18 protein-coding genes are annotated in these 22,725 nt (G+C 63.2%); 17 read left to right on the top strand and 1 reads right to left on the bottom strand.

What is annotated here, in order from left to right; genetic code table 11:
• Nucleotides 1-9 precede the first annotated feature (9 nt).
• The 6 genes from VJ673_RS09375 (at nucleotide 10) to VJ673_RS09350 (ending at nucleotide 8,350) form a co-directional block, all read left to right on the top strand.
• Nucleotides 10-2,406: an efflux RND transporter permease subunit gene (locus tag VJ673_RS09375; RefSeq protein ID WP_324125815.1), complete on the top strand. Its 2,397-nt coding sequence runs from the start codon at nucleotides 10-12 to the stop codon at nucleotides 2,404-2,406.
• A 13-nt stretch (nucleotides 2,407-2,419) separates the two neighbouring features.
• Nucleotides 2,420-3,400 carry a WD40/YVTN/BNR-like repeat-containing protein gene (locus VJ673_RS09370; protein WP_324125814.1) on the top strand — a complete coding sequence of 327 codons (981 nt, stop codon included), beginning with the start codon at nucleotides 2,420-2,422 and terminating at the stop codon, nucleotides 3,398-3,400.
• A gap of 139 nt (nucleotides 3,401-3,539) precedes the next feature.
• Nucleotides 3,540-4,964, top strand: coding sequence for an aldehyde dehydrogenase family protein (locus VJ673_RS09365; protein WP_324125813.1), 1,425 nt, complete (start codon nucleotides 3,540-3,542; stop codon nucleotides 4,962-4,964).
• 101 nt (nucleotides 4,965-5,065) lie between these two features.
• The gene (locus tag VJ673_RS09360; protein WP_324125811.1) at nucleotides 5,066-6,160 is read left to right on the top strand and encodes a PAS domain-containing sensor histidine kinase; all 1,095 of its coding nucleotides are present in this window, start codon (nucleotides 5,066-5,068) and stop codon (nucleotides 6,158-6,160) included.
• Nucleotides 6,138-6,770 carry a response regulator transcription factor gene (locus VJ673_RS09355; protein WP_324125810.1) on the top strand — a complete coding sequence of 211 codons (633 nt, stop codon included), beginning with the start codon at nucleotides 6,138-6,140 and terminating at the stop codon, nucleotides 6,768-6,770. Before VJ673_RS09360 ends, VJ673_RS09355 begins: the two co-directional genes overlap by 23 nt.
• Nucleotides 6,771-7,018: 248 nt before the next feature.
• Nucleotides 7,019-8,350: an RNA/DNA-binding domain-containing protein gene (locus VJ673_RS09350; RefSeq protein WP_324125809.1), complete on the top strand. Its 1,332-nt coding sequence runs from the start codon at nucleotides 7,019-7,021 to the stop codon at nucleotides 8,348-8,350.
• Nucleotides 8,351-8,753: 403 nt separating this feature from the next.
• Here the strand turns inward: VJ673_RS09350 and VJ673_RS09345 are convergent, their stop codons facing one another.
• Complete coding sequence (locus VJ673_RS09345; RefSeq protein ID WP_324125808.1) at nucleotides 8,754-9,764, bottom strand: hypothetical protein; 1,011 nt, start codon at nucleotides 9,762-9,764, stop codon at nucleotides 8,754-8,756.
• Nucleotides 9,765-10,110: 346 nt separating this feature from the next.
• Between VJ673_RS09345 and VJ673_RS09340 the strand changes: the two genes are divergently transcribed.
• The 11 genes from VJ673_RS09340 to VJ673_RS09290 all read left to right on the top strand — a co-directional run bounded on the left by VJ673_RS09340 (nucleotide 10,111) and on the right by VJ673_RS09290 (nucleotide 22,647).
• Complete coding sequence (locus VJ673_RS09340; protein ID WP_324125807.1) at nucleotides 10,111-10,911, top strand: hypothetical protein; 801 nt, start codon at nucleotides 10,111-10,113, stop codon at nucleotides 10,909-10,911.
• Nucleotides 10,912-11,602: 691 nt separating this feature from the next.
• Nucleotides 11,603-12,604, top strand: coding sequence for a 1,2-phenylacetyl-CoA epoxidase subunit PaaA (paaA, locus tag VJ673_RS09335; protein WP_324125806.1), 1,002 nt, complete (start codon nucleotides 11,603-11,605; stop codon nucleotides 12,602-12,604).
• 25 nt (nucleotides 12,605-12,629) lie between these two features.
• Complete coding sequence (gene paaB / locus VJ673_RS09330) at nucleotides 12,630-12,911, top strand: 1,2-phenylacetyl-CoA epoxidase subunit PaaB (protein WP_169208644.1); 282 nt, start codon at nucleotides 12,630-12,632, stop codon at nucleotides 12,909-12,911.
• Between the two features lie 21 nt (nucleotides 12,912-12,932).
• Nucleotides 12,933-13,688, top strand: coding sequence for a 1,2-phenylacetyl-CoA epoxidase subunit PaaC (gene paaC, locus VJ673_RS09325; protein WP_324125804.1), 756 nt, complete (start codon nucleotides 12,933-12,935; stop codon nucleotides 13,686-13,688).
• A gap of 22 nt (nucleotides 13,689-13,710) precedes the next feature.
• Nucleotides 13,711-14,244 carry a 1,2-phenylacetyl-CoA epoxidase subunit PaaD gene (gene paaD / locus VJ673_RS09320; protein ID WP_324125803.1) on the top strand — a complete coding sequence of 178 codons (534 nt, stop codon included), beginning with the start codon at nucleotides 13,711-13,713 and terminating at the stop codon, nucleotides 14,242-14,244.
• A 28-nt stretch (nucleotides 14,245-14,272) separates the two neighbouring features.
• Nucleotides 14,273-15,349: a 1,2-phenylacetyl-CoA epoxidase subunit PaaE gene (gene paaE, locus VJ673_RS09315; RefSeq protein ID WP_324125802.1), complete on the top strand. Its 1,077-nt coding sequence runs from the start codon at nucleotides 14,273-14,275 to the stop codon at nucleotides 15,347-15,349.
• A gap of 79 nt (nucleotides 15,350-15,428) precedes the next feature.
• Complete coding sequence (paaN, locus tag VJ673_RS09310) at nucleotides 15,429-17,090, top strand: phenylacetic acid degradation protein PaaN (protein WP_324125801.1); 1,662 nt, start codon at nucleotides 15,429-15,431, stop codon at nucleotides 17,088-17,090.
• Between the two features lie 112 nt (nucleotides 17,091-17,202).
• Entirely contained in the window at nucleotides 17,203-18,522 is a 1,320-nt protein-coding gene (gene paaK, locus VJ673_RS09305; protein ID WP_324125800.1) for a phenylacetate--CoA ligase PaaK, read from the top strand.
• A 12-nt stretch (nucleotides 18,523-18,534) separates the two neighbouring features.
• Nucleotides 18,535-19,740 carry a 3-oxoadipyl-CoA thiolase gene (gene pcaF, locus VJ673_RS09300; RefSeq protein WP_324125799.1) on the top strand — a complete coding sequence of 402 codons (1,206 nt, stop codon included), beginning with the start codon at nucleotides 18,535-18,537 and terminating at the stop codon, nucleotides 19,738-19,740.
• A gap of 13 nt (nucleotides 19,741-19,753) precedes the next feature.
• Complete coding sequence (locus VJ673_RS09295; RefSeq protein ID WP_414635643.1) at nucleotides 19,754-20,560, top strand: enoyl-CoA hydratase; 807 nt, start codon at nucleotides 19,754-19,756, stop codon at nucleotides 20,558-20,560.
• A gap of 44 nt (nucleotides 20,561-20,604) precedes the next feature.
• Nucleotides 20,605-22,647 carry a 3-hydroxyacyl-CoA dehydrogenase NAD-binding domain-containing protein gene (locus VJ673_RS09290; protein WP_324125798.1) on the top strand — a complete coding sequence of 681 codons (2,043 nt, stop codon included), beginning with the start codon at nucleotides 20,605-20,607 and terminating at the stop codon, nucleotides 22,645-22,647.
• The last annotated feature ends 78 nt before the right edge of the window (nucleotides 22,648-22,725 follow it).

Below are 22,725 nucleotides of genomic sequence, written 5' to 3'. Positions count from 1 at the left end.
TACAAGATCATGTTGAATCCACTCAGCGTCGACGAGGTCGATGGCTTTCTCACGCGCAGTCTGCGGCGGCTGGAGGCGGTCTGCTTCCGGCATCGTCGCAGCATCCTCCTCCTGCTCGGATTATTCACCACCGTCATGGGCTGGTTTGCGCTGCAGTTGCGCATGGATGCCGGCTTCGAAAAACAGATGCCGGTCGGCCACGAATACATCCAGACCTTCAACCAGTACCGCGACGACGTGCTCGGCGCCAACCGGCTGAACATCGTCGTCAAGGCGCGCAAAGGCACGATCTGGACGCCGGCAGCGCTCGGCCGCCTGTATGAGGTGACGCAGGCGGTGAGCTTTCTGCCGAACGTCGACCGGCTGGGCGTGCAATCGTTATGGACGCCGAATTCCTTCGTCAACGAGATCACCGAGGAAGGCTTCCGGGCCGATCCGCTGATCGCCGGAACGATCACGCCGAAGGACCTGACGGCCGACGTCATCGCGTCGATCCAGCGCGCGGCGAGCCAGGGTGGCTTCGTCGGAACCCTCGTCGCCCGCGATCAGACGAGCGCGATGATCGTCGTCGAACTGCTCGAGCACGACCGTGACGGCCATCGCATCGACTATGTCGCCTACAACCACATCCTCGAAGAGCAGCTGCGCAGCAAGTTCGAGGACGGCGATTTCGAGATCCAGATCATCGGCTTCGCGAAACAGATCGGGGACATCGCCGACGGTGCATCTGCCGTGCTGGAGTTCTGCGCGATTGCGCTGCTGCTGACAGCGCTCGCGGTTTACTGGTACTGCCAGTCGGTGCGCTTCACGCTGTTGCCGATTGCGTGCTCGCTGACCTCGCTGGTCTGGCAGTTCGGGACGCTGAAACTGCTCGGTTACGGCCTCGATCCGCTGGCCGTGCTGGTGCCCTTCCTCGTCTTCGCGATCGGCGTCTCGCACGGCGTGCAGCAGATCAACTTCATCGTGCGGGAGCTCTCGCACGGCAGGACGACGGAGGACGCCGCCCGCGCGAGCTTCACCGGACTGCTGATCCCCGGCACGCTGGCGCTCGTCACGGCCTTCGTCTCTTTCGTCACGCTGGTGCTGATCCCGATTCCGATGGTGCGCGAGCTCGCGATCACCGCGTCGTTGGGCGTCGGCTACAAGATCGTCACGAACCTCGTGATGCTGCCGCTCGCCGCATCCATGTGCCATTTCACGAAGGACTACGCCGACCGGGCGATGCTCAAGCGCGAGCGTCGCTCGACCTGGCTGCGCGTGTTGGCACGAGTCGCCGAGCCGCGCAACGCGGCGGTCGTGATCGGCCTCACGGCGGTCGTGTTCGCATTGGCTGTCTGGCAGAGCAGCGACCGCGTCGTCGGCACGGTGCAACCCGGCGCACCGGAGCTGCGGCCCGAAGCACGGTTCAATCGCGATGCGGTGGCGATCTCGGGCAGTTACGACACGGGGCTCGACTGGCTGTCGGTGATCTTCGAGGCGCCGCCGGAGTCCTGCGAGAACGTCTCGGTGGGCCTCTATCAGGATCGCTTCGTCGCGGCGATGCAGTACGTGCCGGGCGTGCTGTCGGCGCTGTCGTTCTCGGGGCAGCTGCGCACCTATAACGAGGGCTACAACGAAGGCAATCCGAAGATGTCGGTCGTGCCGATCGATCCGGGCAACTACGCGTCGCTCGCGACCGAGATCGGGCGCGTGCGCGGCTTCATGAACAAGGACTGCAGCATGACCGCGGTGCACCTGTTCCTGACCGACCACAAGGCGACGACGATCGAGCGCGTGATCCACGAGGTCAAGGCCTTCCGCGATCGCGATCGGGAGGAGGGGATCAGCATTCGCCTGGCTTCGGGCAACGCCGGCGTGCAGGCGGCGGTGAACGAGGAAGTGCACAAATCGGAGCTGCCTATGATGCTCTACGTGTACGCGGCGATCGTGATCCTCGTGGCGCTCGTATATCGCGACTTCCGCGCCGTGATCGCGTGCTGCCTGCCGCTGACGGTCGGCACCTTCATCGGCTACTGGTTCATGAAGGAGCTGGAGATCGGGCTGACTGTCGCGACGCTGCCGGTGATGGTGCTGGCGGTCGGGATCGGCGTCGATTACGCGTTCTACATCTATAACCGCCTGCAACTGCACCTCGCGCAGGGGCAGAACATCGTGAAGGCGATCGAACACGCGATCCTCGAAGTCGGCACCGCGACGATCTTCACCGCGATCACGCTCGCGGTCGGTGTCGCGACATGGATGTTCTCGGAGCTCAAGTTCCAGGCCGACATGGGCAAGCTGCTCGCCTTCATGTTCATGGTGAACATGGTGATGGCGATGACGGCACTGCCGGCACTCGCGGTCTGGCTCGAAAGACTGTTCCCCCGTCGCGGAGCCGTGCGTGCGCCCGGCATCCTGGCGCACTGAGCGGAGAGACGTGATGATGAAGAAATATCGCATGCTGCTCGGGGCAACGGGGATCGCCATCGCCGCGTCCGCGGTGACTCTGCCGGCATGGGCGGCGGAAGGTGCAGGGGTCGTGCCGCGCGCGGCCGAACGCTCTGCGTCGGCGAGTCGATCGATGATCCTCGCAGCCACGCAGGCGGGGCAGCGCCTCGTCGCGGTGGGGGATCGGGGCGTCGTGCTGCTGTCGGACGACCAGGGAGGCAGTTGGCGGCAGGCGGCCAAAGTGCCGGTGAATGCGACGCTGACCGGCGTGTCGTTCGCCGACGAGCGCAACGGCTGGGCGGTCGGCCACTGGGGCGTGATCCTGCACACCGACGACGGCGGAGAAACCTGGACCAGTCAGCGCGTGGAGACCTCCGAGGATCGGCCGCTCTTCGCCGTGCATTTCAGCGATGCGCAGCACGGCACCGCGGTCGGGCTCTGGTCCTTGCTGCTCAGGACGGCGGACGGCGGCAAGACCTGGGACAAGGTCAGCCTGCCGCCCCCGCCCAACGACACGCGCGCCGACCGCAACCTGATGCACGTCTTTGCGGATCGACGTGGCGCGCTCTTCGTCGTCGGTGAGCGCGGCACGGTACTGCGCTCCAACGACCACGGGCAGACGTGGGCCTATCAGGCCACCGGCTATCGGGGCTCCTTCTGGAGCGGTACGTCCCTACCCGACGGCACCTTGTTGATCGCCGGCCTGCGCGGCAGCCTCTATCGCAGTACCGACGGCGGAGACAGTTGGCACAAGGTCGACACCGGTACGCAGAGTTCGATCACATCGATCCTCCCGCTCGCGGACCGGGTGCTGGCGGTCGGGCTCGACGGCGTGACGCTCGAAAGCCGCGACGCCGGTTCCAGCTTCGAAGCGCGTCAGCGTCCCGACCGCCTGTCGCTCACGGCCGGGGTCGCCACGGACCCGACCCATGTGGCCCTTTTTTCACGCGCCGGCATCGTGCCGCCACAATGACATGCGCCTGAAAGGCAGCGTCGCGGATGCCGATTTCGGCTAACGCCTTCCGCGAGCGCGCCCGTACTCTTCCCGCACGCGCCTTGAGGCGATGTGCAGGACTCGGCAAGACATTCGAAAAACGAAGCGAGGAGACGCAATGCAAGTATTCGACATGATCATCAACGGCCAGCCGGTGAAGGCTGGTGGTACGTTTGACGTCATCAACCCCGCGACCGGGCAAGCCTTCGCCCAGGTGCAGGCCGGCAACGCGACCCATGTCGACGCCGCGGTCGCCGCCGCCCGTGCGGCTTTCCCGGCCTGGAGCCGCACGTCCGACAAGCATCGTCAGGATCTGCTGCACGCGCTGGGCGTGGCGCTCGAAGAGGACATGCCGGCGCTGATGGAGCTCGTGACCAAGGAAAGCGGCAAGCCGCTCGGCGGCCTCAATGGCATCGGCTCGGGCATGGAAGTGGGCGGCGCGATCGCGTGGACGCACGTCACGGCGGACCTCGAACTGCCGGTCGAAGTGATTCAGGACAACGACGAGGCGCGCATCGAAGTGCATCGCAAGCCGCTCGGCGTCGTCGCGTCGATCACGCCGTGGAACTGGCCGCTGATGATCGCGATCTGGCACGTGATCCCGGCGCTGCGCGCGGGCAACACGGTCGTCATGAAACCCTCTGGCCTGACGCCGACGGCGACGCTGCGCTTTGCCGAGCTCGCCAACCGCATCCTGCCGCCGGGCGTGCTCAACATCGTCACCGGCGAGAGCGGCGTCGGCTCGGCGATCGCCAAGCACCCGGACATCAACAAGATCGTCTTCACGGGCTCGACGCCGACCGGCAAGAACATCATGCAGAACGCCGCCGGCAACCTGAAGCGGCTCACGCTGGAACTCGGCGGCAACGACGCCGGGATCGTGCTGCCGGACGTCGACCCGAAGGTGGTTGCGCCGAAGCTCTTCGGCGTCGGCTTCCACAACAACGGCCAGACCTGCGCCTGCCTCAAGCGCCTCTATGTGCATGACTCCATTTACGAGGAAGTCGTCACCGAGCTCGCCCGCATCGCCCGCCACACCGTCGTCGGCGACGGCCTCGCCGAAGGCACCCAGCTCGGCCCGGTGCAGAACCGCGCCCAGCTCGACTTCGTGAATGAACTCGTCGAAGACGCCCGCGCGAACGGTGCGCGCATCCTCTCGGGCGGCAAGGCGAGGGCGGGCAACGGCTACTTCTACGAACCGACCGTGATCGCCGACGCGAAGGACGGCATGCGCGTCGTCGACGAGGAGCAGTTCGGGCCGGTGCTGCCGGTGATCCGCTACTCGGACATCGACGAAGTCATCGCGCGCGCCAACGCCAACGAGAACGGTCTCGGCGGCTCGATCTGGTCGAAGGACCGTGCGAAGGCCGCGGCGCTCGCGCTGCAGCTCGAATGCGGCACCGCCTGGGTCAATGAGCACGGCGCGATTCAGCCCGATGCGCCTTTCGGCGGCGTGAAGCAGTCGGGCCTGGGGGTCGAGTTCGGGCGTTACGGCCTGGAGGAGTACACGTCGATCCAGACGCTAAAGGTGATGAAGAGCTGAGGCTTCGATTGCGCCAGGGCGGGGGACGGGAAGGGCACGCCTGTCCCCCGACGGCTGGGCCGTCCATTGACGTCGGTCGGCAGGAATGCTTGGATAGCCTCATGGCACCTCCTGACCGCCCCCCCATCGAATTCCGCGACATCCCTTTCCAGGGAATCATCGAGCAGTCCCTGGCGGGCGTGTATCTGGTCTTCGACGAACGCTTCCAGTATGTGAATGCCACCTTTGCCGAGATGTTCGGCTACACGCGGGACGAGTTCGTCGGCACCTCGATCCGCGACCTCGTGCTTCCGGATTTTGTCGGCGAGGCGATGGAGTACTACCGCCTTCGCGTTCAGGAGGGCGTGCCGTCGATCCGTTATTTCACGCACTGCAAGCATCGGGATGGCCACACGGTCCACATCGAGGTGCACGGCGCCCGGGTCGACTACCACGGTCAGCCCGCATTGGCCGGGGTCGTGATCGATGTCAGCGAGCGGGTCCGCCGGGATCAGGATCTCCAGCGTTCGCGCCGACGGCTGCGGGAGCTGGCGTCCTATCTCAACAGCTCGCGCGAAGAGCTGCGAGGCCAATTGGCGCGCGAGGTGCACGACGTCCTGGGCGGGATGCTCAGCTCGATCAAGCTCGACGTCTTCCGCATCCAGCGGCGGGTTTCCGATCCCGCACTGGCCGAGATCCGCGAGATCACGGAAGACCTCCTCCCGCTGATCCAGGATACGATCGATACCGCCCGACAGATTTCGGACGAACTGCGACCACGGATGCTCGACACGCTCGGTCTCGTCGCCGCGATGCGCAGTGAGCTCGAAGCCTTCGGCCGTCGTAATGAAATCGTGGTCGGATTCACTGTGGAGGGAGGCGAACCCGCGCTGTCCATGGAAACGGCCACCGAATGCTTCCGGGTGTTCCAGGAGGCGCTGACGAACATCGGGCGGCACGCAGACGCGGCAACCGTTGAGGTCTGCGTGCACAACCGGGACGGCCGCTTCGAGATGCAGGTTCGTGACGACGGGAAGGGGATCGACCGTTCCTCGATGCGGGAAGGGTCGATCGGCATGCTGAGCATGGCCGAACGCGCCCGCACCATAGGCGGATCGCTATATGTCAATGCACGCGCCGGCGGTGGTACGGTCGTGCTTCTCGCAGTACCGGGCTACATGGGGCGACGAAGCAATGATCGAACTGCTGATCGTTGATGACCATACGATCTTCCGCTCCGGTCTGAAGCGGATGATGTCGGACGAAGGGGATCTCCACGTCGCGGACGAGGCGAGCGACGGGGCGAGTGCGCTCGCGAAGATCCGCGCGGGCAAGTTCGACGTCGTGATCATGGACATCAACATGGCCGGCCGCAGCGGACTCGACACCCTCGAATCGATCCGCGCGGAGCGCCCGGACCTGCCAGTGATCATGCTGTCGATGTACCCGGAGGAGCAGTACGCCGTGCTCGCGCTGCGCGCCCGCGCGAACGCCTACCTGTCGAAGGACGTGGAGCCGCAGGAGCTGCTGGCGGCGATCCGGCACGTGGTCGGGGGAGGGCGTTACGTCTCGCCGCGCAGTGCGGCGAATCTGCTGATGCAGATGGACAAGGCACGCGAGGGGGCCCCGCACGAAAAGCTCACGGCGCGCGAAATGCAGGTGATGATGAAGATCGTGCGCGGCATGTCGCTGACGGACGTCGGCGTGCAGATGTGCCTGTCGGTGAAGACCGTTAGCACCTACCGCGTGCGCATCCTTGAGAAGCTCGGGCTTGCGAGCAACGCGGAGCTTGTGCAGTACGCGATGCGGAACGGGTTGCTGGATTGAAATGCCAATCGGGTCTTCGGCTGACAGCCTCATCCTTGGCCAATCGGGACTCTCGCAGGGAGATCCTGGAAACGAGAAAGCGGACTGCTTCGCGAAAAAATACTCTGGTTCCGACTCAGACCGGACACGGCTCGCGGCAACTCGGTAGTCCTAAGTCTGATAAGATTCAAAGTTCACGATAAACCCGAGAAACGCCGTTATGCTTACTCGAGCCTTGGAAAAGGAAGAAGCAATCTCCATTCTCATTCGTGGGGAGAGTCATTTCTTTGACAAAAAAATCATCGCGACTGTCGGGTGCAGCGTTACAGAAAATTGCAGTGGCACTGGCCAATGCCGATGGCGGCGATATATTGATCGGAATTGAAGATGACAAGACAACGGCGACGCCGGAGGAGCGTTGGCGCGGTCTTGCTTCAATTGAAGATTTCAACGGATTGCTCCAGGCATTGCATGAAATTTCGCCTCAAGTTCCGGCGGCCATGGAATTTTTGGTTGCAAGAAACCTCCCCGGTTATGTGTTAGCTATAACGATAGATAAGAGTCCTCAAGTTCACCAAACATCTTCAAAGGAAGTTTTCTTGCGAAAAGGAGCCCAGTCGCTCCCCATTAAGAATCCAGAGCATCTAGTGGCCCTCAAGTTCGCAAAAGGGTTAGCTTCTTTCGAAGACACCGCGGTAAACAATGTTCCAACGGAACTTATCGTTGAGTCCGATGAGATGCGCTCATTTCTGTCCGATTTTTCGCCAAAGACAGATGCATTGAATTTTTCGGTCAACGAGAATTTGATTGATCTGAAGACATGGGATCCCAAAGTCTGCGGACTCGTCCTGTTCGCCCCGAATCCATCTGCGGTAATTCCAACGCGCTCCGGTGTACGGATTACCCGTTACGAAACAAAGGATGATGACCCAGAAAGAGACCATCTTGCTTTCTCTGAATCGCTGGAAGGGCCCGCATACCAGCTAATTCAGAGCGTCGTAAATAGAATTGCTGCAATTATGTCCGAGATTAGCATTTGGACAGTGGATGGGCTCAAGAAGGTAACTTACCCGCCTGAAGCAATATGGGAAATCGTCGTTAACGCCATTATTCATAGGGACTACTCTATTGGCGATGATGTTCATATTCGCATCTTTGATAATAGAATCGAAGTCCAAAGCCCGGGGCGCTTGCCCGGATTTGTGACGGTAGAGAATATCCTTGATGTTCGTTACTCGAGAAACAAGCAAATTGTTCGGACGTTGGCGCGTTACAAGACTCCACCGAACAAAGACATGGGCGAAGGGCTTAATACTGCTTTCCAGAAGATGAAAGAATGGAAGCTCAAAGACCCGGTAATTGAAGAGGCTCAAAACACGGTAGTTGTTACCATACCGCACACATCTCTGGCAAAACCAGAAGAGCTTGTAATTGAATTCCTCGAAAAGAATGGAAAAATTAACAACAAACAGGGACGAGAAATAACCGGTATTAAATCAGAAAATGCAATGAAAAATGTGTTTTATGCGCTGCGGGACGATTCTGTTATCGAAATGATCCCTAAAGGCAACAAAACCGAGTGGATTCTGATTAGGAAATAAGCTGTAGCAGTATCAAGAGCGAAGACAGCGCCACTGCACGCGGTATTTCAGTTTGCTCAGCAAGGGCGTCCGATATTTTCGAAAGCTTCAAATTTTGGCGCATATGGAAGCGGACATTACTGAATTGCCGCTTCCGACGGCGAATGACTCGCTCCTTCGGCGAACGAATTGCCGGTCGATGTGATCGCGACGACGAGCAGGCTGACCGCCGGAGCGGTCGCTTGGTGAAGCGGAAAACGCAACGGGTACCGCTACGCTAAGCAGTCATCAGAACACTGTTTCTGGTAACACAGCGTTTAGCAGATATAGGGCGATTCACTCAGACCTCTCAGCTTCGAGCGTTCACCATGCCGGCACCGGCCTGCCGAGCGTCACTTGCATGACGAGTGAGTTAAGTTGGTGCTCAGATCGATTGGTCGACGAAGCTCTCCCACGCGAACTGTTCTCTTTCCTGCTGATGTTCTAGGTTCAACTCAATGAACGGTTGAAAGCCCAAAGTCATATGCAAATGCTCTGGCGCCTCTATGCCGGCAATGGTGTTTACAATCCGCAACAGTTCTTCAGTCCACACCACGCCCAGTTTTCCGTCGATGCCGTGCGCACATAGCGAGACCAACGCAGTATGTTGCTCACCACACATTTCTAAGACAGTCACGACGTGCTTGTGCTTGTTGATTGAGATGAAGTAATCGAAGGCTGCGTCGTCGAACGTGCCTAGGCTTTTGTTGCCCGCGGCCTCAACTCTGGTTGTTAACGCGTGTTCGCTTTCGCTTCGATGGGGCCATGTGATTAGCTTGGTGTTCCCGGTTTGGTTGTTTACGAGGCAAAGAACATCGTCGCGGACCATGGTGGCACACATGATCATATCTGCAGGATTCGGAACCGCGTCGTGAATCACATACAGATGATCACCCTGCCACCGTGCGCCGCTGGGTGTGACCCAAGCGGCGACAAACGCTCCACCGACCCCTCTCGGGAGCAGATAGTCATGGACGCTGTAGCTCTGCATTAATGCGACGAGCTGGGTAAAGATTCGTTCTGCGTGAAGCGGGTGAGGGCCAAATCGATTGAGCAAGTCTAAAAATGCAGAGACGTAGGAGGCCGTCCATTCGCGTTGACTGGGCGGAACACTTCCGAGCTGAACCAATCCCTCGACCTCTGAAATTGCGTTTCGAGCGGTATTGGCATGCAGCAGGCGCGGTTCGTTATCTTCATAGAAGCCAAACAGCACTTCGCTTTGCTCGGTGCATGGACATACGCTGTTTAGCGCTTGGCGAACACCATCACGTGCGCCACTCCCTGTTTCTCGCGCGACAAAGTATGCGGCGATCAGCGAGCGGGCGGTAGCTACGTCTCCCGCGAAACCGACAACGGAGTTAGCACCGACGGCGAGTTTTAAACCCTTTTCGTTCACATGCCTCCAAGGATGTTGCCCTACATCTCCTTGAAGCTCACCAAAGACGGTCTTAGTCTCTAAGGCGTGATCCAGCTTTGACGATGATAACGAGCTGATCGCGCTATCAGCAGCGACAAACACACCTCTAGCCGTTCGTAGGCCCAAACAGTAAGTCACTTCACACCGCTCCGCGAGAAAACAATGCCCACAGTATATTACCATTAACTTAAACTGTGGCGCTGTGTTCGCGGTAAGAAGTCGAACCGTAAACTTAGCCATATAGGCTCTTGAACTTGGGGCGCTATTCCATGACACTACTTACCTGTGGATTCCGCCGCAAAATTTCATTTGCCCCTGCACAAGAATGAACAATCAACTGATCGTCGTCGCACCTGATGAAGTAGTCGCTGCATCAAGAGCGGCGGAAGCTGCTGCACGAGAGCCCAAGAAAGGCATCGACTTCTACGATGTTGCGAAGATGGCTGTTCGGGCTCTCAACGGTTCAAGGCTTGTTGATTTGGTTATTGATGGAGCCGACACGTTAATCGCGTGGGGAAAGGCCCGTCAGAACGGGCTGGATATCACACAGGTAAGTCAGACCGAAGCTCAAACGTTGACATTTCCGCCCGGTCATCCACGTGACGGGATTCTGTATGTTGCGCACCCGGCGGCAAGTTCTGTTTATTTTACTGTCGCCACCTTTCATCGACTCGCTTTTGAACACAAATTCTCCGAAGCCATCGAACTACTGATGAGCTTGGGGGCTACCGAAATTAGGGTTGAACATGTCAGAGGCTGGTCACGTGAGTTCGCGGCGCACCTGTCGGTTCCAATGCCAGAGATGACGACAGGGATAGACGCATCCGGTAAGCAGGCGAGCGCTTCATCATTGCTGTATGAGGCACATCTTCGAGGAAGCGCTCAGCCTCGGCTACCGGATTCTCTAGTTTGGTATCCACACGAACCTACTTGGCAGTCAATTGCCAAAGGAAGACTCAACTTTGGACTGACGGAATTTTCGTTAACTGTGAATTACGAAGACGACTTCGGGATTAACGCGGGACTCAAGGTGATGGCAGGTAAGTCGGGCTTGGATTTAGGAGGATCGTTTGAGGACCACCAAGCCACTACTTGGAAAATCCAAGGAAAATTTCTCCCACAGTAGTAACGTTCTGAGGTGCGTTTGTTCGCTTGAGGTTGGCACTCCAACCGACTTGAGCGAAAGCTGTCAGTCAGCACCGCCGTGTGCCGAATGGCGGGACTAGCGCGCAATAGAGCCGTACAGAAGGTTGAAACCTGAACGGCCGTTCTGACCGAATAGCTCGCATTGGCGGACCGACAGGTTCCGGAACGAAGCTGTCGCCTGAACAGCGGCTATGCCGGGTGGGCGGCTGGCAGCGAGCTCGGTCGGCTGTCTCGTTCGGCCTGGGTCGAGGCGCTCGCGGCGTTCGAAAAACTGCCGTACGACTTTTTCCTTGCCAGCGCTATTCAGGGCGCCGGTGCCCCCTTTGCCGCCACCCACAGGGAAACGCAGCCGCGCCTACGGTTCACGACCGGGATCGCGCCGAATCTGAAACAAGTACGGCTTCTGTAGATAATGCTTTTGTATCACCAGCACTTGCTCATTCCCCTCATGTGTTTGTGGCATTGCGCTTTCTCGTTCTACCGTCCTTCCCGTTTCGTCGATCAGAAAATTCCTACAAGACGTCGAGAACCCACCGACAGTCACCCCTGATCCGCTCCCCTAGGATTCACTCCAACGCGCTCATGTCATGAGTCATCAGAGACAGACGACGCGCTGGAAAACGTATCACGTCTCGCGACGGATGCACGGACCCGGACAGAGGAGGAAGGACATGTACGCCCAGATGGTGGATACAGGGATGAAGCGGGTGCAGGGGCTCGACGAGATGTCGGCCGAGGAGCGCGCGTTTCAGGAGCGGATCGACGCGGGCATCAAGATCGAGGCGAAGGACTGGATGCCCGAGGGCTACCGTCGCACGCTGATCCGCCAGATCTCGCAGCACGCGCATTCGGAAATCGTCGGCCAGCTACCCGAAGGCAACTGGGTGACGCGTGCCCCGTCGCTCAAGCGCAAGGCGATCCTGTTGGCGAAGATCCAGGACGAGGCCGGCCACGGGCTGTACCTCTACAGCGCCGCGGAAACGCTCGGCGTGACGCGCGACCAGGTCTATGCGGACCTGCTGTCGGGCAAGGTCAAGTACTCCAGCATCTTCAATTACCCCACCACCAACTGGGCCGACATCGGCACGGTCGGCTGGCTGGTCGACGGCGCGGCCATCATGAACCAGATCCCGCTGTGCCGCTGTTCCTACGGTCCGTATTCGCGGGCGATGGTGCGCGTGTGCAAGGAGGAGTCCTTCCACCAGCGCCAGGGCTACGACCTCGTGATGGCGATGGCGAAGGGCACGCCGGAACAGAAGGCGATGGCGCAGGACGCGCTGAACCGCTGGTGGTGGCCGGCGCTGATGATGTTCGGGCCGCCGGACAGCGACTCGGTGCATAGCGCTCAGTCGATGCAGTGGAAGATCAAGATCCTGTCGAACGACGAGCTGCGCCAGAAGTTTGTCGACCAGACCGTGCCGCAGGCCGAATACCTGGGCCTGACGATCCCCGATCCCGACCTGAAGTGGAACGAGGACACCGGCCACTACGACTTCGGCGCGATCGACTGGGAGGAGTTCCGCCAGGTCGTCGCCGGCAACGGCCCCTGCAACCGCGACCGCCTGCGCACCCGTGTGAAGGCCTGGGACGACGGCAAGTGGTTCCGCGACGCGCTGCTCGCACATGCCGAGAAGAAATCCGAAAGACAAGCCGCGACCGCCAAGGCCGCCTGATAACGAGATCGAGAGGAGAAGAGAAATGAAGGAATGGCCCCTTTGGGAAGTGTTCATCCGCAGCCAGCATGGCCTCGCCCACAAGCACGTCGGCAGCCTGCATGCGCCGGATGCGGAGATGGCGATCAACAACGCGCGCGACGTCTACACGCGTCGCAACGAAGGGCTGTCGATCTGGGTCGTGCCCGCCGCCGAAGTGACCGCGAGCAGCCCGGCCGACAAGGAAGCGCTGTTCGAGCCCGCGAACAACAAGATCTACCGCCACCCGACCTTCTTCCCGGTTCCGGAAGAAGTGAAGCACATGTGACCGGCAGAGACGGAGACCGAGATGCTGCTTGATGACAAATTCATCTACCTGCTGCGCATGGGCGACAACGCGCTTGTGCTGTCGCAGCGACTTTCCGAATGGTGCGGCAAGGGGCCGGCGTTCGAAGAGGACATGGCGCTGACCAACACTGCACTCGACCTGATCGGCCAGGCCCGGATGTGGCTGTCCTACGCCGGCGAGGTCGAGGGACGCGGCCGTGACGAGGACGCGCTGGCCTTCTGCCGCGACGCCCACGATTTCACGAACCTGCTGCTGGTGGAACAGCCGAACGGCGACTACGCCGATACGCTGGTGCGCCAGTTCTTCTTCGACGTGTGGCACCACCTGACGCTGGATGCGCTGACCCGCTCGGCCGACGACCGCATCGCCGACATCGCGTCGAAGGCGATCAAGGAAGTGGCCTACCACCTGCGCCGCAGCAGCGACCTCGTCGTGCGCCTGGGCGACGGCACGGCCGAGAGCCGCCGCCGTGTGCAGGACGCGATCGACGAGCTGTGGATGTTCACCGGCGAGATGTTCAAGGCCGACGAGACCGAAGAGCTGCTGGCTGCCCAAGGCCTCGCCTGCGATCCGGCGAGCCTGAAGGACGCGTGGCTGGCGATGGTGGGCGAGGTGTTCGACGAGGCGACGCTGACGGTGCCGGCCGGCGAATGGATGCAGAAGGGTGGCAAGCAGGGGCGCCACGGCGAGCATCTGGGTCTGCTGCTGGCCGAGATGCAGTTCCTGCAGCGCGCCTATCCCAACGCGAGCTGGTGACAACGTGGTCAGTGAGGCGGTGATGACGGACCTGCGCGAACGCAACGAGAAGGTGTGGGGCTGGCTGGCCGATGTGCCCGATCCTGAAATCCCGGCCATTTCCATCGTCGATCTGGGGATCGTGAGGGAGGTGAACTGGCACGACGAGCCCGCCGGAGCGGTGTGCGAGGTGGTGATCACGCCGACGTATTCGGGATGTCCGGCGACGGAAGTCATCGGCCGCTCGATCGAGGAGGCGCTGCGCGAGCGGGGCGTGGAGCGGGTGCGGCTCGAAAGCCGCATCGCCCCCGCGTGGACCACGGACTGGCTGACCAGCGAGGGGCGCCGGAAGTTGAGCGAGTACGGAATCGCTCCTCCGGCCCGCCGCGCCGACGGACGCCAGGTGATCGACATCAGCGGGCTGCGGCGCCATGCGGCCGAGGATGCACCGGTCGCGTGCCCGCACTGCGGCTCTGCGCACACCGAGTCGATCAGCCGCCATGGTTCGACCCCGTGCAAGGCGCTTCATCGCTGCGTCGACTGCCGCGAGCCGTTCGACTACTTCAAGTGCCACTGAGAAAGGCACTCCGAGAGGAGCAAGAGACATGAGCAAGTTCCACGATATCCGGGTCGCCACCGTGCGCCCCGAAACCCGCGACGCGATCGTCGTTACCTTCGACGTACCGCCCTCGCTTGCGGAGTCGTTCCACTACACCCCGGGCCAGCACCTGACCCTGCGCACCGAGATCGGTGGCGAGGACGTGCGCCGCTCGTATTCGATCTGTTCGGGCGCCGGCGAGCGCGAACTGCGCGTGGCGATCAAGCGCGTGCACGGCGGCCTGTTCTCGAACTGGGCGAACGACTTCCTGAAGCCCGGTGTAAGCGTGCAGGTGATGCCGCCTTCCGGTCATTTCGGCATCGTGCCGGACGTCCACACGGCGCGTCGCTACGTCGGCTTTGCGGCGGGCAGCGGCATCACGCCGATCCTGTCGCTGATGAAGACGCTGCTCGCCGGTGAGCCCGGCAGCCGCTTCACGCTGGTGTATGGCAATCGTTCGTCGTCGAGCGTGATGTTCCGCGAAGAACTCGCCGACCTGAAGGACCAGTACGGCGAGCGCCTGAACCTGGTGCACGTGCTGTCCCGCGAGCAGCAGGACATCGACCTCTTCAACGGCCGCATCGACCGCGAACGCTGCGACGCGCTGCTGGCGAAGTGGATCGACCCGAAGCGCATCGACATGGCCTTCATCTGCGGGCCGATGGACATGATGGAAGCGGTGTCGGCGTCGCTGCAGGCGCACGACATCGAGAAGTCGGCGATCAAGATGGAGCTCTTCGCGACGAGCCTGCCGAAGGGCCCGCGCCCGGCGCACGCGCATCCCGTCAAGGGCACCGAGGAGTGCGAGGTCACCGTGATCCAGGACGGCCGTGTGCGTCAATTCACAATGCCGAAGAACCGCGACTCCGTGCTCGACGCCGGCCTCGCGCAGGGCATCGAGATGCCTTACTCCTGCAAGGGTGGTGTGTGCTCCACCTGCCGCTGCAAGGTCATCGACGGCGAGGTCGACCACGACACCAACTTCGCGCTCGAGGACTACGAGATCGCCCGCGGTTTCCGTCTGTCGTGCCAGAGCTATCCGGTCACCGACAAGCTGGTGCTGGACTTCGACCAGGAAACCTGAGGCCTTACCCGAAGCATCACCGGCAGCGGCCCGAAAGAGGCCGCGCCGAGCCCCCAATGCCCCTAGAGAGAGAATTCAGATGACCCACCCGATGTTTGCTCGCCATCAGGCGATGCTCGAGCGCGCCGTCCAGGCCGCCGCCGAGCGCGGCTACTGGAGCCCGTTCTCCGAAATGCCCAGCCCCAAGGTCTATGGCGAGAACGCGATGGCCGAAGGCCGCGCCGCTTTCGACGCCTATTGCGGCACCGACTTCCAGCTCGACCAGCCGGGCTGCACCGGCACCGCCGGCGCCGAGCGCTCGCCCTACGGCGTGCCGATGAACATCCGTTACCCGCGCTGCAGCGGCGAAGCGTTGATCGAGGCGTCGCAGGCCGCGCGCGAATCGCTGCAGGCGCTCGGTCCGCAGGGCCGCGTTGGCGCGCTGCTCGAAGCGCTGGTGCGTCTCAATCAGCGTAGTTTCGAGATCGCTCACGCCGTGATGTTCACGACTGGCCAAGGCTGGATGATGGCTTTCCAGGCCGGCGCCGCCCATGCGCAGGACCGCGCGCTGGAAGCCGTCGCTTACGCGTGGCGCGAGATGTCCGCCATTCCCGCGGAAGCCGTGTGGGAAAAGCCGCAGGGCAAGAACCCCGCGCTGATGCTGAAGAAGCGCTACGAGATCGTTGGACGCGGCACTGCGCTCGTCATCGGCTGCGGGACCTTTCCGACGTGGAACACCTATCCGGGCCTGTTCGCGGCGCTCGCGACCGGCAACCCCGTGATCGTGAAGCCGCACCGCAACGCCATCCTGCCGGCGGCGATCACCGTGCGCGTGCTGCGCGAAGTGCTCGCCGAAGCCGGTGCGGACCCCAATGCCGTGCTGCTCGCCGTCGATGATTCGCGCGAACTGACGCGCTTCCTCGCGACGCACAAGGCCGTGAAGTCGATCGATTTCACGGGCAGCAACAGCTTCGGCAACTGGCTGATCGAGAACTGCCGTCAGGCGCAGGTGTATGCCGAGCTCGCGGGGGTGAACAACGTCGTGATCGAATCGACCGACGACTATAAGGGCATGCTGCGCAACCTCGCCTTCACGCTGTCGCTGTACTCGGGCCAGATGTGCACGACCACGCAGGCGATCCTTGTGCCCGCCAATGGCATCGACACCGATCAGGGCCACAAGAGCTTCGACGAGGTCGCGGCGGATCTGGGACGTTCGATCGACAAGCTGCTGGGTGACCCCGCCGTCGCGGCCGCGGTCCTCGGCTGCATCCAATCGTCCGACACGCTCGGCCGGCTCGACGAGGCATCGCGCTGGGGCGAGGTGGTGCTGGCGTCGAAGCCTGTCGCGCACCCCGATTTCGCTGAAGCGACGGTGCGCACGCCGGTGCTGCTGAAGTGCGACGCCGCTGACGAGGCCGCCTACATGGAAGAGCGCTTCGGCCCGATCGCATTCGTCGTGCGCACGGCGGACGCCGCGGCAGCCGTGGCCTTGTCGGAGCGCATCACGACCGAACACGGCGCACTAACAGTCGGCGCCTACACGGCGAAGCCGGAATTCGCGCAGCAAGTCGTCGAAGCGACGCAGCGCGCAGGCGTGGCGCTGTCGCTGAACCTGACCGGCGCCGTCTATGTGAACCAGTCGGCCGCGTTCTCGGATTACCACGGCACGGGCGCGAACCCATCGGCCAACGCGAGCTATTCGGACAGCGCCTTCGTCGCGAACCGCTTCCGCGTAATCCAGCACCGCTTCGCCGCCTGAGCGGCAAAAAACCGTACCCGAACCAAGACGTACCCCAGAGACCGGGCGGCGAAGCGGATCCGGACAGGAAGATCCGCCGCCGTCCCAACCCAGCAGAGAGAGGACTAGGACAATGAACGCACGCATGGAACATGGCATCGGCTTCGACCCGATCGAGACCGCGAGCCGTGACGAACTGAGCGCGCTGCAGCTCGAGCGCCTGAAGAAGACGGTGCAGCACGCCTACGACAACGTCCCGCATTACCGCCGCAGCTTCGAGGCAGCCGGCGTTCATCCGTCGGACCTGAAGACGCTCGCGGACCTGTCGAAATTCCCCTTCACGGTGAAGAAGGACTTCCGCGACAATTATCCTTTCGGCCTCTTCGCCGTGCCCCGTGAGGAAGTCGTGCGCGTGCACGCTTCCAGCGGCACGACCGGCAAACCGACCGTCGTCGGCTACACACAGAACGACATCAACAACTGGGCCAACCTCGTCGCGCGTTCGATCTACGCTGCGGGCGGGCGCAAGGGTGACGTCGTGCACATCTCCTACGGCTACGGCCTCTTCACCGGCGGCATGGGCGCGCACTACGGCGCCGAGCGTCTCGGCTGCACCGTGGTGCCGATGTCCGGCGGCCAGACCGAGCGCCAGGTCCAGCTGATCCAGGACTTCAAGCCGAAGGTGATCATGGTGACGCCGTCCTACATGCTCAACATCCTCGAGCAGTTCGTGCGACAGGGGCTCGATCCGGCGGAGTCGTCGCTGAAGATCGGCATCTTCGGCGCCGAACCCTGGACTGAGGCGATGCGCCACGAGATCGAGGCGCGCGCCGGCATCGACGCGGTCGACATCTACGGCCTGTCCGAAGTGATGGGGCCGGGCGTAGCCAGCGAGTGCATCGAGAGCAAGGACGGTCCGGTGATCTGGGAAGACCACTTCTACCCCGAGATCATCGACCCCGAGACCGGTGAAGTGCTGCCTGACGGCGAGGAAGGCGAGCTGGTGTTCACCTCGCTGTCGAAGGAAGCGCTGCCGGTCATTCGCTACCGCACCCGCGACCTCACCCGCCTGCTGCCGCCGACCTCGCGCTCGATGCGCCGCATCGGCAAGATCACTGGCCGCTCGGACGACATGCTGATCATCCGTGGCGTGAACGTGTTCCCGAGCCAGATCGAGGAGCTGATCCTGAAGCAGAAGGAGCTCTCGCCGCACTACCAGATCGAGCTGACCCGCGACGGCCACATGGACAAGATGGAAGTCGTCGTCGAGCTCTCGCCCGAAGCGGCCGACCTCGGACCGGCGCGCCAGCAGGAGATCGGCAAGCTCCTGCAGCACAACATCAAGTCCTACATCGGCATCAGCACGAAGACGACGATGGCGCAGCCCGGTGCGCTGTTCCGCTCGGTCGGCAAGGCCAAGCGCCTGATCGACAAGCGCAACGTGACGGCCTGAGGAGGGGACGTCATGAACAACGCCTACATTTGCGACGCCATCCGCACCCCTTTCGGCCGCTATGGCGGCACGCTGTCAGCCGTTCGTGCCGACGACCTCGCGGCGCTGCCGATCCGCGCCCTCGTCGAACGCAACCCCGGCGTCGACTGGGCCGCGGTGGATGACGTCATCTACGGCTGCGCCAATCAGGCCGGCGAGGACAACCGCAACGTGGCCCGGATGGCAGCCCTCCTCGCAGGGCTGCCGCAGGATGTCCCCGGCACGACGGTGAACCGCTTGTGCGGCTCCAGCCTCGATACGGTCGGGATGGCCGCGCGCGCGATCAAGTCCGGCGAAGCCGACCTGGTGATCGCCGGCGGCGCGGAGAGCATGAGCCGCGCGCCTTTCGTGATGGGCAAGGCGGACACGGCCTTCTCGCGCAGCGCGAAGATCGAGGACACCACCATCGGCTGGCGCTTCGTGAATCCGCTGATGAAGGCCCAGTACGGCATCGACTCGATGCCCGAAACCGCCGAGAACGTCGCGACCGACTTCAACATCAGCCGCGCCGACCAGGATGCGCTCGCGCTGCGTTCACAGCAGCGCTGGGCGGCCGCGAACGAGGCGGGGGTCTTCCAGAGCGAGATCGTGCCGGTGGCGATCCCGCAGAAGAAGGGCGAGCCGAAGCTCTTCACGACCGACGAGCACCCGCGGCCCGAAACCACGCTGGAGACGCTCGCGAAGCTGAAGGGGGTCGTCCGCCCGGATGGCACCGTCACTGCGGGCAATGCCTCGGGGGTGAATGACGGCGCGTGCGCGGTGCTGCTCGCCTCCGCAGCGGCGGTGGATCGCTATCGCCTGAAGCCGCGGGGCCGTGTCGTGGCGATGGCGGCTGCAGGACTTGCGCCGCGCATCATGGGCTTCGGCCCGTCGCCGGCGACGAAGAAGGTGCTCGCGAAGGCCGGGCTGACGCTCGCCGACATGGACGTCATCGAGCTCAACGAGGCGTTTGCGGCCCAGGCCCTGGCCGTGACGCGCGACCTCGGCCTGCCGGACGACGCCCCGCACGTGAATGCGAACGGCGGTGCGATCGCGATGGGCCATCCGCTCGGCGCCTCGGGCGCCCGGTTGGTGACGACCGCGCTCAACCAGTTGGAGCGCACCGCCGGCCGCTACGCCTTGTGCACGATGTGCATCGGCGTGGGGCAGGGCATCGCGCTGATCATCGAACGGGTTTGAGCGGGAGACACGCGTGGCCAATCTCCACGATTCGAAGGACGTGCTGGCCGAAGCGCTGGTCCTGGCCGAGCGCCGGGGCCGCGTCGGGCTACTCACGCTGAACCGTCCCGCCCAGCTCAACGCACTGAGCGACGCGCTGATCGACCAGCTCGGCGACGAACTTGAGGCGATGGACGCCGACGAGAACATCGGCGCCATCGTCATCACCGGCGCTGGCAAGGCCTTCGCCGCCGGGGCCGATATCGGCGCGATGGCGACATGGAGCCACATGGACGTCTACAAGACGAACTACGTGTCGCGCAACTGGGACCGGCTCGCCCGCATCCGCAAACCCGTCATCGCCGCGGTTGGCGGCTTCGCGCTCGGGGGCGGGTGCGAGCTCGCGATGACCTGCGACATCGTCATCGCCGCCGACAACGCCCGCTTCGGCCAGCCGGAAATCCGCGTCGGCACGCTGCCGGGCGCAGGGGGGACGCAAAGGCTGCCGCGCGCTGTCGGCAAGGCGAAGGCGATGGATCTGTGCCTCACCGCCCGCTTCATGGACGCTCAGGAGGCCGAGCGCGCGGGACTCGTGTCGCGTGTCGTGGCTGCCGACCGCCTGCTCGACGAGGCGCTGGAAGCGGCCGCTCGGATCGCGGCCTTCTCGCTGCCGGTCGCGATGATGATCAAGGAATCGGTGAACCGCGCCTTCGAGTCGGGGCTCTCCGAGGGGCTGCTCTTCGAGCGCCGCAGCTTCCACGCGAGCTTCGGCTTGCAGGACCAGAAGGAAGGCATGGCGGCCTTCGTCGCGAAGCGCGAAGCCTCGTTCAAGCATTGCTGACCGGCGCGATCCGCCGCAGGCAACGCAGAAGACTGGAGACAAAAGTGAAAGATGCAGTGTCTGTAGAACGTCACGATGACGTCCTCGTGCTCGTGATCGACAATCCCCCGATCAACGCCGGCTCGGCTGCGGTCCGTCGCGGGTTGATGGAAGGGATCGAGCTGCTCGGCCGCGACGGCACGCTCCGCGCCGCGGTGATCGTCGGCGCCGGCAACACCTTCATTGCCGGTTCCGACCTCAAGGAGTTCGGGCAGCCGCTCGAACACCCGCAGCTTCCCGCGGTGATCGCGGCCATCGAGAATTGCGGCAAGCCGGTCGTCGCTGCGCTCGACGGCGCGGCCCTGGGCGGCGGTTTCGAATTCGCCCTCGGCTGCGACGCCCGCGTGGCGACACCGCGCGTTGTCGTCGGGCTGCCGGAAGTCACGCTCGGCATCATTCCGGGCGCCGGTGGCACCCAGCGTCTGCCGCGCATCGTCGGCGTTCCGCGCGCGATCAAGATGATCTGCAGCGGCGAGCGCATGTCGGGGGAGGGGGCCTTTGCGGCGGGGCTGGTAAACGAACTCGCGGCCGGCGATCTCCTCACCGCGGCGATTGCCTACGCCCGTCGTTTGAATGGCGCGAAAGCGCCGCTCCGCAATGTGGCCGCCCCGCAGGCCGAAGCCGCGGAGATTGAAGCCGCGACCCGTGACGCCCTTCGCGCCGGAAAGAACCGGCCGGCGGTCGTCGCCGCGATCGAATCCGTGAAGGCCGCCGCCAAGCTGCCGATCGACGAGGCGCTGGCCAGCGAGCGCGCTGCCTTCGAAAGCCTGCGCCTGTCCCGCGAAGCGCATGCACTGCGTTACCAGTTCTTCGCCGAACGGGATGCAGCCCGCCATCCGCGGCTGAAGGGCGTGGCTACGCGTCCCGTCGCCCGCATCGCCGTCATCGGGGCGGGTACGATGGGTTCCGGCATCGCGATCGCAGCGCTGGAAGGCGGCTACGACGTCCTCCTGCTGGAGCAGGACGAAGCCGCCCTCGGGCGCGGCGCGACGCGAATCGTCGAGCACTACCGCGGTCGCGTGAGCGCGGGCAAGCTCGATGCCGCGCGCGCCGATGCGGCGCTCGCGCGTCTCGAAACCAGCGTCGATTGGGATCGCGTCGCCATGGCGGACCTCGTCATCGAGGCCGTGTTCGAGGATCTCGGCGTCAAGCAGGACGTCTTCCGCCGCCTCGATCGCCTCGCACGCCCGGGCGCCGTCCTCGCGACGAACACGTCCTACCTCGATCTCGACGCGATCGCCAACGCGACCTCCCGACCGCAGGACGTCGTCGGCCTGCATTTCTTCAGCCCGGCGCATGTGATGCGGCTGCTGGAGGTCGTCAGCGGGGCCGCGACTGCACCCGACGTGCTCGCCACCGCGTTGGAGGTGGGGAAGCGACTGCGCAAGATCTCGGTGCTGGCAAGCAACGCGTTCGGATTCATCGGAAACCGGATCTACGCGGCCTATCGCAAGCAGTGCGAGTTCATGATCGAGGAGGGCGCCTACCCCGAGCAGGTGGACGCCGCGCTCGAAGCTTATGGTTTTGCCATGGGTCCGTTCGCCGTCGCCGACCTATCGGGGCTCGATATTGCTTGGCGAATGCGCCAGAACACTGCGGGCAGCCGCGACCCGGCGCACCGCTACGTGCATATTCCCGACCTCCTGTGCGAAGCGGGGCGGCTCGGGCGGAAGACCAGCGGCGGCTACTATGCGTATGACCCGGAAGGCCGGCGCAAGCCTGATCCGGACGTGGGCCGGCTGATCGACGAGGCCAGCGCCGCCAAGGGCATCACACGACGCGAGCTCGATCACGACGAAATCCAGCGTCGCGCAGTGCTGGCGATGATGAACGAAGCGGCACGACTGCTCGCGGAAGGCATCGCACAGCGCCCCAGTGATGTGGACGTCGTTCTGGCGAACGGCTACGGCTTCCCGCGCTGGGAGGGTGGAGTCGCGTTCCATGCGCGGGAGCAGGGGGAGGCCGCCTTGGGCAAGGACCTTGACTGGCTTGCGGAAGTCAGCGGACCGGGCTTCGTTCGCGGCGATCTGCGCTATCTGGTGGACTGAGGCTAGCCGCACGCGCATCCAGGGCGAGCGCCTGCGGCTGGTGCTGGCCAGCAACAGCGTGATGGTCGTGCTCTACGG

It is taken from the genome of Aromatoleum sp., from assembly GCF_035254505.1.
In the GTDB taxonomy this organism is placed as follows: Bacteria; Pseudomonadota; Gammaproteobacteria; order Burkholderiales; family Rhodocyclaceae; genus Aromatoleum.
Note: the sequence above shows the minus strand (reverse complement) of the source record. Positions and strands in the feature narration are given on the sequence as shown.

What these genes read in the sequence shown, in the direction of transcription:
- VJ673_RS09370 (WP_324125814.1), top strand. Translation starts at nt 2,420, where the DNA reads ATGATGAAGAAATATCGCATGCTGCTCGGGGCAACGGGGATCGCCATC.
- paaA (WP_324125806.1), top strand. Translation starts at nt 11,603, where the DNA reads ATGTACGCCCAGATGGTGGATACAGGGATGAAGCGGGTGCAGGGGCTC.
- paaD (WP_324125803.1), top strand. Translation starts at nt 13,711, where the DNA reads ATGACGGACCTGCGCGAACGCAACGAGAAGGTGTGGGGCTGGCTGGCC.
- VJ673_RS09365 (WP_324125813.1), top strand. Translation starts at nt 3,540, where the DNA reads ATGCAAGTATTCGACATGATCATCAACGGCCAGCCGGTGAAGGCTGGT.
- paaK (WP_324125800.1), top strand. Translation starts at nt 17,203, where the DNA reads ATGAACGCACGCATGGAACATGGCATCGGCTTCGACCCGATCGAGACC.
- paaB (WP_169208644.1), top strand. Translation starts at nt 12,630, where the DNA reads ATGAAGGAATGGCCCCTTTGGGAAGTGTTCATCCGCAGCCAGCATGGC.
- VJ673_RS09355 (WP_324125810.1), top strand. Translation starts at nt 6,138, where the DNA reads ATGATCGAACTGCTGATCGTTGATGACCATACGATCTTCCGCTCCGGT.
- VJ673_RS09375 (WP_324125815.1), top strand. Translation starts at nt 10, where the DNA reads ATGTTGAATCCACTCAGCGTCGACGAGGTCGATGGCTTTCTCACGCGC.
- paaN (WP_324125801.1), top strand. Translation starts at nt 15,429, where the DNA reads ATGACCCACCCGATGTTTGCTCGCCATCAGGCGATGCTCGAGCGCGCC.
- paaC (WP_324125804.1), top strand. Translation starts at nt 12,933, where the DNA reads ATGCTGCTTGATGACAAATTCATCTACCTGCTGCGCATGGGCGACAAC.
- VJ673_RS09360 (WP_324125811.1), top strand. Translation starts at nt 5,066, where the DNA reads ATGGCACCTCCTGACCGCCCCCCCATCGAATTCCGCGACATCCCTTTC.
- VJ673_RS09340 (WP_324125807.1), top strand. Translation starts at nt 10,111, where the DNA reads ATGAACAATCAACTGATCGTCGTCGCACCTGATGAAGTAGTCGCTGCA.
- paaE (WP_324125802.1), top strand. Translation starts at nt 14,273, where the DNA reads ATGAGCAAGTTCCACGATATCCGGGTCGCCACCGTGCGCCCCGAAACC.
- pcaF (WP_324125799.1), top strand. Translation starts at nt 18,535, where the DNA reads ATGAACAACGCCTACATTTGCGACGCCATCCGCACCCCTTTCGGCCGC.